The sequence below is a fragment of the Petrimonas sp. genome, assembly GCF_963921705.1.
Taxonomy (GTDB): domain Bacteria; phylum Bacteroidota; class Bacteroidia; order Bacteroidales; family Dysgonomonadaceae; genus Petrimonas; species Petrimonas sulfuriphila.
Window position 1 is genome coordinate 1,154,221 of the sequence record NZ_OY997410.1, and the last position, 13,700, is coordinate 1,167,920.

Below are 13,700 nucleotides of genomic sequence, written 5' to 3' on the forward strand. Positions count from 1 at the left end.
GCTGTTTTATTTCACTATTTCTATTTTGGCTCCGTCTTCCAGTTTGTTTTTTCCATCGATGACAACAACTGCGCTCTTGTCGAGTTCAGGAATGCGGATAAGTTCATTTTGCGATTCGCCCCGCGTAACTTGGGTTCTGGTAACCATGTTGTCTGTATTCACAACATATACGAAATCTTCGCCTGTGCCTTGCTGGCGGTGTATCGCGTTGATGGGGACGAATATGCCTTTGGCTGCCGGCATTTCGATGGAAGCGCGGCAAAACATGCCCGGTTTCAATTTGCTCCCGTTGTTGGGGATCACCACTTCCACGGTTGATGTCCGCGTAAGGGGCGACAGTATGGGGGATATATGGGCTATCTTGCCCGAAACGCTTTCGCCGGGATAAGCATCGAAGATAACCTCAACAGTCTGCCCTTTACGGATGGCGTTAAGCTCTTTTTCGTTTATCTCAATTTTTACTTTCAGAGGATTCAATTGCACAAGTGTTGCAATACCGCTCTTTACTTTCAAATCGGGGCTTACTGAAGGTACAAACGAATAATTTTCGCCTTCATTCACCATAATATCGACCAATACCCCGCCGAAAGGGGCGATAATCGAAGTGTTTTTCTTCAACATCTCCACTTTGGTTTGGGAGGCTTCAAACTTGGCTTTTATGTGATCGTAGTCCATTACGCTGACACTGCCCTTTTCTTTCAAACGGCTGATCCTTTCGAAGTCCTTACGAATAGCTTCCAGTTCTATTTGTGCCTGAATGAGCATTTCATCGGACATCTCGGCTATTACGGCACCTTTGGACACAAAACTACCTTTTGGAAAATTAATTCTCTCCACGCGTCCCGGAATGGCTGACCCCAAATTTACTTCCTTGTTCGCTTCAGCCGTTCCTGTAAAGTTCAACACAGGGGTGTATTCCATTTCCACAACTTCTTTTACAGTAGCCATAACGGCTTTTTTTTCGTTTATTTCCGCGTTGTTGGAACCTGTTTTTTTGCTGCATCCCCCCATCAGCAGTATGGCGAAGCATGTTGCATACAGAATAGTTCTCTTGGTTTGCATAGTCTATATTTTTATCGTTTTTTTCACTCTTTCTATCGGATATCTGTTGCCTAATTGCCGACATACTTGTAAATTTCCCCGGTCGACTTTTCAAGTTCCGACCGTGTTGTTTTTATTTCTATCAATGCGTCGATGTATTCTGACGATGCGTTTTCCCACTGCACTTGAGCTTCCAGCAGTTCGGTCAGACGAGTCCTGCCTTCCAGCAGGTTTTCTTTGGCTATCTTCATGTTTTCCTCGGCTTGCGCTTTCGAAAGTTGCGTAAGCTCTGCTTTTCTGATGGATTCGTTGTACTTGTACCGGTTTTGACGAATTTGTAAATCTATCATTTCACGTGCTTCGTCAAGTTCGAGTTGCACCTTCCGCTTCTTTATATGGGCTGTATTCAGATTGTGCTTCCTTTCTCCCCAGGTGAAAATGGGCATCGAAACGACCACCCCTATGCTCCAGTCGCCACCAAATTCTTTTTTTAACCCGTTATACGGATTAGGATTCATCCATCCGTATCCTCCGGTAAGCAGGATGTCGGGCATGAATTTGGAGCGTTCTATGTTTTTTCCCGATTCCGTGATGGCGAGTTTTTCTTTGAGCATGATTATTTCGGCTCGTTTATCGATTGGATTTTCGGAGGTGATTGTACTGTAAGCGACGGATAAATCCTTATCGATTGCTTTTTCGGACAGCGTTATATCTTCGTCTTCCGTACCGATAATCTGCGCCAAAGCCATTTTGGATAATGCCAATCCATTTTCGGCTTTCATGACTTTGAGCTTGGCTTCGTTTTGACTTACTTGTGCTTTGAGCAGATCGTTACGGGTGATAATACCTTCGGTATACATGTTTTCCAGATCGGCCACCAATTGGTTAAGCAATATCTCGTACGAATTTGCCAGTCTAACCTTTTCCTGCAACGATATCGTGCGCCAATAGGCTTCATCAGTTTTGACGAGCACTTCCGCCTGGGTGAGGACTACATTTTCTTTTGCTATGTTTTCCGCATGCTGGGCGATTTTGTTGGCTTCGGTAATCTTAAATCCTGTAAAAAGCGGCTGGTTCACACTCAGTCGGGTGTAATAACTGTTCTTATTGCCAAACACTAGTTTGTCGGAAGGCAGCAAGGCATAATTTTTAAACACCGGATTTCCCGAAGCATCGAGCAGGGGCTGGCCTGTCTGTGGATTAATGACCAGTGTATTTAATGCGGTCGCCGGATCTTGCAACGATGCCGGATTGAATTCTCCCGTTTGCGGGTCGATGGCGTTGAACGGCACTACAGGCAGGAACAGATCGTTCCCAAAGGGTTTTAATGTTTTGTTGGTTCGCAAGTATCCTCCGTTAAGGCTGATGCTGGGAAGATATTTGGTGGCTGCGGCTTTTTTTGTCAGGCATGCCATTTGAGCGTCCTCCTTTGCCATACGGATTTTCTTATTCTGTTCCAGTGCCATTTTCCGGCATTCTTCCAGCGTCAGCACTTGTTGTGCGGAGATTGGCACGGCCAGGAGTGAAAAAACGGTGAGGAAACAGATAAGCAGTATTTTTTCTGAATTCATTTTTTTCATCTGTTTGTAATTTAATTCAAAAACCGGCTACAAAGGTATTGCTCTGTTGCGTGGCCTTTTGGGAAAAAATTACCCAAGTGTACTTTTTAGGGGATGAAACGTAGTAAGAAGATACCGAAGCGAAGCTTTTTTATTCCGCATTCTCCATATACCAGGCTTTAAATTCATTGCTTCGCGCGCGGCTTACAATTATCCGTTCGGGTGTTGCTACCGAAAGGTTTACCGATAACTTGCCGTTAAACCACAACGATAAGTCGGTGATGGCGCGGTGCGAGACAATGTATTGACGGTTGGCCCGATAGAAAAGTGACGGATTCAACTGGCGGAGAAATTCATCGAGGGAAATATCCATTGAATAAGACTGGCGGTTAAAACATACAATTTTCGCCATCTTGAATTCGGAATACACAAACGCGATATCTTCTGCCGCAAGCGGTATAAGTTTGTCTCTATAAGGAATAAGGAAATTTTTTTTGTAAGGGTTTTTTATTTCACGAATGGATTGTACGATTTGAGAAACAATGTCGGTATTGTTGCTTTTGGGAGAAAAGTGGGCAAGCTTGTCCAACGCCTTTTCAAGGCTTTTCCGGGTGATGGGCTTGAGCAGGTAATCGATGCTGTTTACCTCGAATGCTTTCAGGGCATATTCATCGTAAGCTGTTGTGAAGATAACCGGACAGCGGACGTCGGTTTTTTCGAAAATTGCAAAAGAGTCTCCGTCGGCAAGATGAATGTCCATAAATACGACATCGGGGTGTGTATTCAGCGAGAACCATTCTACACTTTCCTCAACGCTTTGCAGCACGGCAACAATATCGATGTTTCTTCCCGATGCTGCGATAAGCCGCTCGAGGCTACGTGCAGCAACAAATTCGTCTTCTACAATTACAGCTTTCATTGAATTAAAAGTTCAGAGTTAGATCACGGCACTGTTGGTGCGATCATAAGTCCTTATTTCCTGTTTTACCGAGTCGGGGATCTCCCTGTTTTTAATTAAGGGAATCTCCACGGCGAAAACTTTATCGTCGGAATATATTTCTATTTCCTTCCCGAACATCAACCGGTAACGTTCGTTGAGGTTAGCCAATCCCAGACCGGTAGTATTTTTTTCGCCTTGTTTGGGTTGCCGATTATTCTCAACACGTAAAGTATTGTTTTCCGTTGCTTCAATAAGAATGCATAGCGGATCCTTTCGGCTTATCACGTTGTGCTTTATTGCATTTTCTATCAATATCTGTAACCCGAAGGGGAGAATATAACACTCTTGGTAAAGTCCTGCGTGTTGTATGTGAACATTCAACCCGTCGTTGTAACGGATTTTCATCAAGTAAATATAGGATTCCACAAACTGTAACTCTTCCGAAACTTTTATCACGGAACGGTCTTGCATGGTATAACGGAACACGGCAGACAGTTGTTCTACATATTCGCGCGCACGCTCATCGTCATATCCGATAAGCCCGTTCAACGTGTTCAGTGAGTTGAAGAGGAAATGGGGGTCGGTTTGGTTTTTAAGGGCGTTATACCGGTTCTGCAGATTTTCAATAACGAGGTTCTGATTCTCAGTCATGTTCTTCTGATTTTCATTGATCAGGTAAATCAGAGCCGTGAACAAAAAAGATATGATAAGCACCGTTAAATCTTTTACATAATGGATGGTGGAATAGGCTTTGGGCGATACCTCCTCCCGAAACCACCACCACTGCATCCGGGAAAAAAAAGGACTCAAAATAGCGATTATGACAAGCAATCCTATCAGAATAAGCCAAATTTTGTACCGGCTGGCCGGAAAATGTGTTATCGCCCAAAATTGAAGCCGGAAAAGGAAATAGAGCAGAAGTGTGTTGAAAAGGAGCGTTGCGATCGACTTGACAGAAATCAAGTCGGCGGCTTTAATCCCCATTGTTTTGTCTAACGATATCGCATATATGGACGAAGAAAGCATGACGAATGCCAGGATAAAACTGATAACGATTGCAGCTGTCAACGCTGTTTTCTTGTTGTAGTTGAGGAAGAAAGGTTGTCTTTTCCGAAGTTTCATACGTCTTCTTGTTTGTATCTTCAAATGTAAGTAAAAAATGGTGCGTATGCAATTTAAAAATTTTCGCACCATTTTTTACCGGTATGGATTCTTGCGGAGTTTAGAAACGATATCCCACGCCTACACATACGGCCTGTGTACGCATTTTGGCTACATCCTTCAATGCATCCAATTGGTTCAAAAATCCGAATTGGTACCCGGCGTTCAACTGAATTCCATTGTCCAATTCATAACCCAATATTGCTCCCAGGCCAACATCCCAGCGGTTCATTGGAGTTTTACCGGCCACCTCGTCGTACAGATTCACATCAGCATCTTTGTAGCGGGCATCAAACCCGAGGCTTACGAATGGCCCTACACCTCCGTAAAACCTGCCGTTGTCCGTGGAAGTCTGTCCCAAAGCATATACCGGGATTTGCATTCCCCACTGTTTGAAGGTATCTTCAGCGGGACCGGTCTCCATTTTCGAATTCCTGTAAAAAAACATCACTTCCGGCTGAATGGCAAAGTTAGGATGCAAGTCCACTTTCATAAAGCCTCCCAAATTAGGCCCCACTTTCATTGTGCTTTTTTGAACGTCTAAATCCTTCAAAAGAAAATTAGACATGTTCATTTCGCCTTTTACCCCATAAGAAACGGAGGTTTGAGCGTTCACATTCAATAAACCTGCAGCCATTAGAAATGACAAGCATGCTAAAATTGTTTTTTTCATTTTTCTGTTGTTTTAAATTGTTTATAAACTATCTCGCTTGCAAAGGTAGCGTACAACAAAGATGACTGCCCCGAAAAAGATACTCAACCGTCTATTTTAGGTGCTGAACAGTAGAAGGAAGAACCCGAAAGAATATTTGTTACCGGCGGATGGCCGGCTTATGAAGTCAATAAAAAAACGCGACATCGATGAGCCGCGCTTCTTAACGTTTAAACTTACACTCTGTTGCACCGTTCGAAAAAACCGATCGCTTCCAGTTCTTTCCGGATGACTGCTTCTTCCTCGTCTGCTATGTTTTGAAAAGGGGTGCGGTTGATACCCAGGTCGAGTCCGATCAGTTTCATGATACGCTTTCCGGCAACGATGTTTCCCCGGTAACGGGCAATGACGTTGATCACCTCCTGTGCAAAGTTTTGGTGGGCGACCGCTTCATACAGCTTACCGTTGTTGTAGGCATCAATCACACCCACCAGCGAACGGCCGATGTAGCTGCCGGTTCCGCTGATACCGCCTTGTGCACCGCCCATTACCAACGCCGAGAGGATGGTTTCGTCCTGTCCGTGCAGCATATCGAACTTCCCGTTTTTGTATAACATGCATTGGTTATACTCGTACAGGCTCTCGTAGGTATACTTGATACCCGCCAGGTTGGGAATGCGTCCGTCTGCTGCTTTCAGAAAAGGCAGCATGGGTAGGAAGACGCCGTTCAGTGCCGGGATATGATAAAAGTAGAAGGGCAGCTCTGGTGCACCGCAGGCGATTTCTTCGCAGTACTTCACCAGCTCTTCCACCCGTCCCGCCTTGGGAAAAGGAGAAGCCATCGCTCCGATACCGAAAGCGCCGGATTCCTGCGCGTGCAGTGCCATGCGGTGGCTGTCCTTTATGCAGGTGGCCCCAACATGGACGATTACTTTGAATCCTTCCGGGGCGACTGCGATCCACTTCTCCGTCAGCTTCATACGCTCCTCTACCGTCAGCATATAGCCCTCACCCGAGGAACCGTTGATAAATACGCCGATCAGTCCGTTTTTTTGCAGCATGGCGGCATAATCTGCTATGGGGCCGAGATCTACTTCGCCTTTTTTGTCAAAGGGTGTGAAAGGCGCCACAATTAACCCTTTAATTTTTTCAAATTTTTTCATATTGTTGATTTTTAGGATGTTTTATTGTTAGATGACAGTTGTCAAATCGCTTCGCTTTTATTCTTCAATTCTTCTTGCGGATAGGTGAGGTCTTGCCGGGGTTTCAGAAACGCCAGCATCAGAACGACCGCTGTCAGTACGACGATGGCCAACTTGCTGAAATCGGTTCCCAAGCTTCCGGCATCGGTGGAACTACCGAGCATCAACGTGACAGCGTATCCGGCAAAAACTCCCATCATGTTCATGATACCGTACGCTGTGGCGCGGTATTTTTGCGGAATAATCTGGCAAAGTATCGGCATGTTGTTTGTGTCGAACATTCCGAAACCGATGCCGAAGAGCATGGCTGCGCCGATCAATCCTGTGTGGGAATGTCCGAAACCCAACAATACGAGCGAAGGGATAGTCAGGGCTAAACCGATAGTGCTCGTGTAAATACGTCCCCGGATGTTTTTCTGCACCCATCGGTCGGAGAGCGGCCCTCCGATGAGTACGCCGATAAACGAGGCTATAGCGATGGAAATGGTGGCCATGGGCCCGGCTTTTGCCATTTCAATTCCCAGATTCTCGGAAAACAGTGTCGGCAGCCAGTTTTTGGTTGCCCAACCGGGAAAACTCGGAGCCATAAAGTAGAAAAGCATGACCCAGAAAGAAACTGTACCCAGAATAATGCCGAATGACCGGAAAACAGATTCCTTTTTGATTAGCGTTCCTTGCGGGTCGGCTTTCAATCCGGCTGTTGTAGTACCCGCGTGGCCCTCCTTTTCGTGCAGCAGGAAAATAAGCAGCACGGCGTATATAATTCCGACAATTCCGAACCAGTGAAAAACGGTATTCCACGAATAATTGGCAGCAATGGTCGCTCCAAACCCACCCAGCGCCTGGCCGGTATAAAGTCCCGACATGTGGATTCCGATAGCTAGCGACCGGGTTCTCGATGTGTGAAAATCGGCAATCATAGCCAATCCCGTGGGCAGGTAAAGCGCTTCGCTGACACCCATCAGCGCACGCAGCCAGTACACCTGCTGGAAAGTTTGCGCATATCCTAACCCGTACGTTACGGCAGACCACACAAACAGGCTTCCTACAATCAGCCACTTGCGGTTGATGCGGTCGGCGATTATTCCCGCTACAGGACTCATTAAACCGTAAATGAGCAGGAAAACACCCATTACCCGTCCGAAATTCTCGGCGATGGCCAGTTCTTTAATGTCCAATTGCATGGACGATTGCATGGTGGAGAGCATCTGTCGGTCGAGGTAGTTCAGTAACGCTACAAACCACAGCAATCCGACGAGTATCCACGGATAGACTTTGTTATTTTTCATACTTTATCTCTCCTTTTATGGTTACCGGTGTACGAACGCCGGGTTTCAATTCACCCTGTACAGCATAGAACGTTTTTCCGCTGAAAGCGAGTGTTGCACCCGCGCGGGCAGTGTAGGGCGTAACCTCAATGGTTTCCCATTCGCCGGTAAACGTGTCAAATATACGACATTCGGGATTAAATTTGTAATATTCGATGGGTTGTGTCATGTAATTTTTCGAAAACTCCAGATTCAAACGGGATTTTTCTTCTGCCGAAATGGTGGTGTCGTTTCCGATGTTGTATTGCGTGGTAACAGCATCGAGAAAAATAGCGTGGTTTACACCGCCAAAACAAAGGATGTACCGGTTGTCCACTGGCATTGCCGTTGCACCGGTCAACGAAAAAGGCTCTCCGGTTTTTTCATCGACTTGGCAACCGGCTGTCTCCCATTTCTCGGCGGTGACGTCGTAACGAAGCACATCGGTGGCCATAGCCGGTTTGTTTTCGGAATCTCCTCCGAAGAAACCTCCGAACAGATACACGAATACCCGGTTTTTCTGCTCTACGGCTGCCAGCACAGGCTGAACTCGGGGCAGTCCGGGAAAATCGGGCAGAGCCGTCCAGCCCGAATCAGCTTTTGTATTGATGCAATAAAAAGTGTTTGCCGGCTTCCCGTTCCCGTTCCCTCCTCCAATAAAGACCGTATCTCCGACGGTGCACCCTGCAAAGTTATCCATGGCAGCAGGCAGTTCCGGAAACGGCTCCAGTTCTACTGCGCCGGTTTCAGGCATGGTGATTCGATAAACGCTCTTCAGCGATTGGGAAGTGGTGTTCCCGCCTATCCACAACGCACCGTCTGAAATGGGGACAGATGCACCGTAAGCCGATGAATCGGGCAAGTGTCCGATAAGTTTCCACTCATTTCCCGTTGAGTCGTACAGCATGATCTCGTTGTAAAAAGTTTTCGAACCACCCTCAAATCCGAGTTTTCCGGGAAAGTTGGCGCCTCCAGCCACGATGAGTTTTTGGTCGATAAGTGCCGCATAGGAAGCCGAAACACCTTTGGCGAGATCTCCGTACAATCCGTTAACGGGTAATTGGGTCAGTTTAAGTTTCATTTGTTTGCTGTTATTATTGTCGCCACACGAAATTAAGCATGCGACAAGAAAAACCGACAGTATTCGTGTTCTGTTTGTTCTAAAAAAAATGCTTTCTTTCATGTGTTAATTCTATTTTTTCCTGTCCGGACTATATATTAATTCTTCCACTGCACTATGCTCTTTCGGCAAAGGCGAGCATCAAGGTGTAGAAGTTGTTTTGTAGTACTTTTTGTTCGTCGTTGGGCAAAAGGCGGTCGTTCCAGATAGCGACAATCCCGTCAGCTTCCTGCTCTGCATCGGCGATGCGGTTGTTATATAGCGCAACAATACTAACAAACAATACTGTGTAGGTTGAAGCTTTTTTATACTAACGGAGAATACAAATGTTGAAAGTACACAGATGATAGGAATTAAACAGATTTACACTAACTTTATCTGCTTGTTTTGTTTTATCAATGTTATTTTTATTTTGGTAAATCTATACCTTTTTCTGATAATCCTGGTCCTCCACCTCCAGTGTATCCGCGACTTTCTCCCGATTGCCAAGGCGAAATCCAGAAGGCGTAAAGGTCGCCATTAGTGAGATAGAATTTGAGGCGGATATGTTTGCCTACTAAAGCACCTACGTTTGCATTTTTTTTCCAAACAATACGTTGTTTTGTTTTATCAATATTTTGTAAAATAATGCATTCATCTTTTGTAAAACCGTTGATGGGATTCTCTTTTTCGTCTAGTATTTCTACCAGTAGTCCTCCTTCTTGAACATCAGCGTTTACAAATAAATATTTTCCATCGAACTTAATTTTCTCTGTAGTAATAAATCCTTCTTTTTGATCAGCTCGTAACGACACAAACCCGTCTCTACGAAGTGTCCCGAGCCCTGTGGACACGTGCCCATCCCAAAAAATATTGTTTAAACGGCGACCACTTGCATAGATGTACAGAGAGTCGCCCACAATTAGGGGCATACCATTTATAGATTGCATATTCCCCCAGTTCCATGCATCTTCAGAGTTGTCAACGTTCATAATGGGTTCATAAGTAGGACGATAAAAATGAAAGCCATCGCGACTATATCCCATTCCTATTTCGTTCCTTTTTTGAATCCCAAGTTTTCCACAAACGTTATTTTCAGGACCTTTCCACATAGAATAGTATCCTAAGATGACACTTTCATAAGGCATTGCGTCAAAGTTATATATTGCTGGTTGCACATCTGGAAAAATAGGATGAGGTAATTCTTTATCTGAGGGAGTAAACCATAAAACAATGTTTTTGTCTTTAATTCCTCTTGCCAATGAGTGTGCTACACTGACAGCCATTTCAGGGTCATCATTTTCTAAATATCCTCTTGAACGTCCGTCTGCTTTTGCACCTTGTCTGAGGCTAATTACCCATTTAGAAGTAAAAGGATTATAGAAAACTGTAGTACGATCACCTACAGGTCCAGATTGTGCAACTCCTTCCGACCAACGAATGCCATCTTTAGAGTATTTAAGAATAATTTTCCATCCACCCTGATGCTTTTCCACATTGAAAAGTTTAAAGCGTTGTTCCGATTCGGAACAACTCTTGTCAAGCCATACGGTTGCAGCATCTCTGTCACATGTATCAACAATGTTAGTGCCAGGTACTACGTTCAACTCAACTTTTTTCCAATTTTTGCCATCATTCGACTCTGCATAACAAGTGTAGAAGCTTTGGTTATGTTTGTGAATAGAACCGGCTCCTGCCAAATACCACATCTTAAACTTCTGTTCAATTTCATCATACCATATTCCATCACTAAAAGGAGCTGCGTAGGGAGATCGTTCAAATGTATATTCCCATTCTTTGTCTGGTTTTAGTATGGGATTTCCTTTGTAAAGTTTTACTTTGTGAGAAACGCGCTTTAAATCAGTTTTTGCGATAAGAAAATCATCCACAAATAACTGGCGCCCTAGATTGATAGGAATAACAGTAGGTTTTTCCTCAATATAAGGCAAAGGCATTTCACGCCGTTTACCATCATCTATTATAGTAGGCGGCCATTGTTCTGGTAAGACTATTCCGTTGTGTAAAGTTTTAATACACTTTTTACTCTCATTCTTATTTTGTAAAGGAGTGCATCCCAGAATGAGAACCGCACAAAGTAAATGATAAAAATATTTCATGACATTTTTTATTAAAATCTGGACTTGCAAACTTAATTGAGACAAAAAGTTAAGCGACATTTTTAATTGAATCTTTTTTAATATTATACTGATTCCAAAATTCATCAATGGTTAAGTTTCCCAATGCTGAGAATCTTCTTTTATGATTATACCAGGATTCAATATATTCAAATACATACAAGCGCATTTGCTCTCTTGTTTTGAGTTTGGTACCATAGACCAATTCAGATTTGAAAGTTTTGAAAAAGCTTTCAGCCACGGCATTATCCCAACAATTTCCCTTTCCACTCATACTTTGTTCCAGCTTCAAGGATTTCAACAGATTGACAGTCTGTTTGCAAGCATATTGTATGCCCCGGTCAGAATGAAATATCATTCCTTCTCCAAAAGGTCTGTTCCTATTGGCCATCCTGATGGCCGGAACTACGGTATGGGATGCATTCATATGATCGCTTATGGACCATCCGATCAGTTTGCGGTCAAAAAGATCCAGCACACAGGTCAGATAAAGAAATCCATCCTTACACGGAATATACGTCAGGTCAGAGACACACGCTTTCACAGGCTCATTCTGATTAAATTCGCGATTCAACAGATTTGGAGCAACCTTATAGTTGTGAGAGGCATCCGTCGTCACTTTGAATCGTCTCGAGAGTTTGCTGCGCAAGCCCATTTTCCTCATGTGGCATGCTACAGTGGTTCTCGAGACAGGAGTTCCGGATACCTGCAAATCCTTTGCCAGCCGGGGGCTTCCATTGCGTCCCCTGGCTGCAAAATATGCATCCCTGATCTTTTCGTCCAGCTCCATATATTTGCGCTTACGTTGGCCCTCCGGATCTTTAAGCCAGCGGTAATAACTGCTCCTGGGGACTTTCAGTACTCTGCACATCACCTCGACCGTCCATTGTTTCGAGTTATATTCCTTTATAAAGAGATAGATCAACGATCTCTCTTGGAGATGATGCTCAAAGCTTTTTTTAATATGTCCCGCTCCGTTTCAGCCTCGCCAAGGCGTTTTTCCAGTTCAGCAATCCTTTTGGTATCTTCACTTAATGACTGGACACCGTGTCCGGGGAAACTGGCTTCTCCTTTCTGCTGGTATTCTTTCCGCCAACGATATAAAAGAAAGGGGGCAATACCCAATTCCTGTGCAAGCTCGGAAATATTCTTGCGTTCTAAACTGAGTTTGACCGCATTCTCTTTGAATGCCTTGTCAAAATGGGTTCTTTGTTTTCTCATATTACACAAAAATAAGCGTTTATGCTTAACTCTGTGTCCCGGCTAAGTTAGTAATTCCATTTCCAGCGTTTTCCATACTTGATACAAACCCCGTGGAACATGGAAACAGCCTTTCCATTTTCCACCCTTCAAATCGAGCAACACCTCGCCCCGACGGTTGAGGTAACCCCACCATTCGGGATGCTCCGGATCTCTGAAATGCTTCCAGGTGTAGTCGTGCACTTTTTCAAACCATGCCAGGCATTCTGGCGACCCCGTTAGCTGATAACCCTTGATGAGTGATATAAGTGTTTCAATATGCACCCACCAGAGTTTCTGGTCCCATTCCAGCTGTTGGGGAGGAAGTCCTTTACGGTCCATAAAATAAAAGATACCTCCGTATTGTTTGTCCCAACCGTAGTTAAGCATTCTTAAGGTTGTTTCTACTGCATGGTTGATGAGTTCGGGACGGTTGAGGCGTTCTCCCAAATCCATAATAAACCACATGGCTTCAATGCTGTGTCCAGGGTTGACAAGCCGTCCGTCAAACGTATCGGAAAGTGAGCCGTCTTCGTTTACGTTTTCCACGATCAGCCCTCCCAGTTCCGGGCGTAAAAAGACCTCCATAACCTCGTGAATGCACTCGTCTATGGTTTTTTTTAGAAATTCGGGATCGAGCAAATGTTCTATTTCGAGTGCAAGGTTGCAGAGAATCATTGGCAAAGAAAACGATTTCAGATTGCGTGTTCCGGCGTAAGCTTTGTTCCATTTTCCTTTGGGGTTACTGCGCCTGGAGAGTACAATATCGAATGTTCTTTTGGCTATTTCAGCATATTCTGCGTTTCCGGTTGCTTTGCTTAGCTGTCCGAAAGCCATCGTGGCGAAAGTGTACGAAAAAATATTGTAGGGCTCTGTCAACGGTTCTCCTTCGCGCGTGAGCGAGAAATACCAGTTGAGATTTCCGTCGTGTCCGTACTTTTTCAGAAATTCGCCGCCCTGTATGGCACAATCGAGCCATTCCTGCTTTTTTTCCACATTATTGTATAACATAGAAAACATCCAAACCTGGCGGCTCTGCAGCCATACAAATTTATCGGTATCGAACACATTTCCTTCCCGGTCGAAGCAAGTGAAGTATCCGCCGAACTCGTAATCTTGCGATTTACTCTGCCAGAAGGGAAGCACATTGTCCAACAGCTCGTTTTTGTACTGTAGTATTTTTTCTTCAATATTTATGACCGATATCTTAGTATCCATTTTTTCCATTTCTTACCCGTTATATAAGATTAATTAATTAATATATTATGCAAAGTAAATAAAAATAAATTGATAAAAAGAATATAATAATAAAATAATTTAATAAATATGTTGCAAAACATAATATGAGCAAAATAATGATACTCT

At 44.2% G+C, this 13,700-nt stretch carries 13 protein-coding genes; all 13 read right to left on the bottom strand.

Annotated features, from left to right (window positions below; genetic code table 11):
• Nucleotides 1-6: 6 nt before the first annotated feature.
• The 13 genes from AACM02_RS04860 to AACM02_RS04920 all read right to left on the bottom strand — a co-directional run bounded on the left by AACM02_RS04860 (nucleotide 7) and on the right by AACM02_RS04920 (nucleotide 13,553).
• Nucleotides 7-1,062, bottom strand: coding sequence for an efflux RND transporter periplasmic adaptor subunit (locus tag AACM02_RS04860; protein WP_339116231.1), 1,056 nt, complete (start codon nucleotides 1,060-1,062; stop codon nucleotides 7-9).
• A gap of 50 nt (nucleotides 1,063-1,112) precedes the next feature.
• On the bottom strand, nucleotides 1,113-2,621 hold the full coding sequence (locus tag AACM02_RS04865) for a TolC family protein (RefSeq protein ID WP_339116232.1): 1,509 nt from the start codon (nucleotides 2,619-2,621) through the stop codon (nucleotides 1,113-1,115).
• A 130-nt stretch (nucleotides 2,622-2,751) separates the two neighbouring features.
• Nucleotides 2,752-3,519 carry a LytTR family DNA-binding domain-containing protein gene (locus AACM02_RS04870; protein ID WP_332456559.1) on the bottom strand — a complete coding sequence of 256 codons (768 nt, stop codon included), beginning with the start codon at nucleotides 3,517-3,519 and terminating at the stop codon, nucleotides 2,752-2,754.
• 18 nt (nucleotides 3,520-3,537) lie between these two features.
• Nucleotides 3,538-4,662 (bottom strand): sensor histidine kinase, encoded by a 1,125-nt coding sequence (locus AACM02_RS04875; protein WP_339116233.1) that lies wholly within the window; start codon nucleotides 4,660-4,662, stop codon nucleotides 3,538-3,540.
• Nucleotides 4,663-4,762: 100 nt separating this feature from the next.
• Nucleotides 4,763-5,374, bottom strand: a complete 612-nt coding sequence (locus AACM02_RS04880; RefSeq protein WP_332456557.1) for a porin family protein — start codon at nucleotides 5,372-5,374, stop codon at nucleotides 4,763-4,765.
• Nucleotides 5,375-5,589: 215 nt separating this feature from the next.
• Nucleotides 5,590-6,516, bottom strand: a complete 927-nt coding sequence (locus tag AACM02_RS04885; RefSeq protein WP_339116234.1) for a dihydrodipicolinate synthase family protein — start codon at nucleotides 6,514-6,516, stop codon at nucleotides 5,590-5,592.
• A gap of 41 nt (nucleotides 6,517-6,557) precedes the next feature.
• Nucleotides 6,558-7,844: an MFS transporter gene (locus tag AACM02_RS04890; protein WP_339116235.1), complete on the bottom strand. Its 1,287-nt coding sequence runs from the start codon at nucleotides 7,842-7,844 to the stop codon at nucleotides 6,558-6,560.
• Entirely contained in the window at nucleotides 7,834-8,943 is a 1,110-nt protein-coding gene (locus AACM02_RS04895; RefSeq protein ID WP_339116236.1) for a cyclically-permuted mutarotase family protein, read from the bottom strand. Before AACM02_RS04895 ends, AACM02_RS04890 begins: the two co-directional genes overlap by 11 nt.
• 154 nt (nucleotides 8,944-9,097) lie before the next feature.
• Nucleotides 9,098-9,265, bottom strand: coding sequence for a hypothetical protein (locus tag AACM02_RS04900; protein ID WP_339116237.1), 168 nt, complete (start codon nucleotides 9,263-9,265; stop codon nucleotides 9,098-9,100).
• Between the two features lie 124 nt (nucleotides 9,266-9,389).
• Nucleotides 9,390-11,078, bottom strand: coding sequence for a hypothetical protein (locus AACM02_RS04905; protein WP_339117433.1), 1,689 nt, complete (start codon nucleotides 11,076-11,078; stop codon nucleotides 9,390-9,392).
• A gap of 49 nt (nucleotides 11,079-11,127) precedes the next feature.
• Nucleotides 11,128-12,021, bottom strand: a complete 894-nt coding sequence (locus AACM02_RS04910; protein ID WP_339116238.1) for an IS3 family transposase — start codon at nucleotides 12,019-12,021, stop codon at nucleotides 11,128-11,130.
• A complete protein-coding gene (locus AACM02_RS04915; protein WP_071135911.1) occupies nucleotides 12,018-12,317 on the bottom strand; it encodes a transposase in 300 nt (99 codons plus the stop codon). Before AACM02_RS04915 ends, AACM02_RS04910 begins: the two co-directional genes overlap by 4 nt.
• 42 nt (nucleotides 12,318-12,359) lie before the next feature.
• Entirely contained in the window at nucleotides 12,360-13,553 is a 1,194-nt protein-coding gene (locus AACM02_RS04920; RefSeq protein ID WP_339116239.1) for an AGE family epimerase/isomerase, read from the bottom strand.
• Nucleotides 13,554-13,700 lie beyond the last annotated feature (147 nt).

What these genes read in the sequence shown, in the direction of transcription:
- AACM02_RS04885 (WP_339116234.1), bottom strand. Translation starts at nt 6,516, where the DNA reads ATGAAAAAATTTGAAAAAATTAAAGGGTTAATTGTGGCGCCTTTCACA.
- AACM02_RS04865 (WP_339116232.1), bottom strand. Translation starts at nt 2,621, where the DNA reads ATGAAAAAAATGAATTCAGAAAAAATACTGCTTATCTGTTTCCTCACC.
- AACM02_RS04920 (WP_339116239.1), bottom strand. Translation starts at nt 13,553, where the DNA reads ATGGATACTAAGATATCGGTCATAAATATTGAAGAAAAAATACTACAG.
- AACM02_RS04880 (WP_332456557.1), bottom strand. Translation starts at nt 5,374, where the DNA reads ATGAAAAAAACAATTTTAGCATGCTTGTCATTTCTAATGGCTGCAGGT.
- AACM02_RS04890 (WP_339116235.1), bottom strand. Translation starts at nt 7,844, where the DNA reads ATGAAAAATAACAAAGTCTATCCGTGGATACTCGTCGGATTGCTGTGG.
- AACM02_RS04875 (WP_339116233.1), bottom strand. Translation starts at nt 4,662, where the DNA reads ATGAAACTTCGGAAAAGACAACCTTTCTTCCTCAACTACAACAAGAAA.
- AACM02_RS04860 (WP_339116231.1), bottom strand. Translation starts at nt 1,062, where the DNA reads ATGCAAACCAAGAGAACTATTCTGTATGCAACATGCTTCGCCATACTG.
- AACM02_RS04905 (WP_339117433.1), bottom strand. Translation starts at nt 11,078, where the DNA reads ATGAAATATTTTTATCATTTACTTTGTGCGGTTCTCATTCTGGGATGC.
- AACM02_RS04870 (WP_332456559.1), bottom strand. Translation starts at nt 3,519, where the DNA reads ATGAAAGCTGTAATTGTAGAAGACGAATTTGTTGCTGCACGTAGCCTC.
- AACM02_RS04895 (WP_339116236.1), bottom strand. Translation starts at nt 8,943, where the DNA reads ATGAAACTTAAACTGACCCAATTACCCGTTAACGGATTGTACGGAGAT.
- AACM02_RS04915 (WP_071135911.1), bottom strand. Translation starts at nt 12,317, where the DNA reads ATGAGAAAACAAAGAACCCATTTTGACAAGGCATTCAAAGAGAATGCG.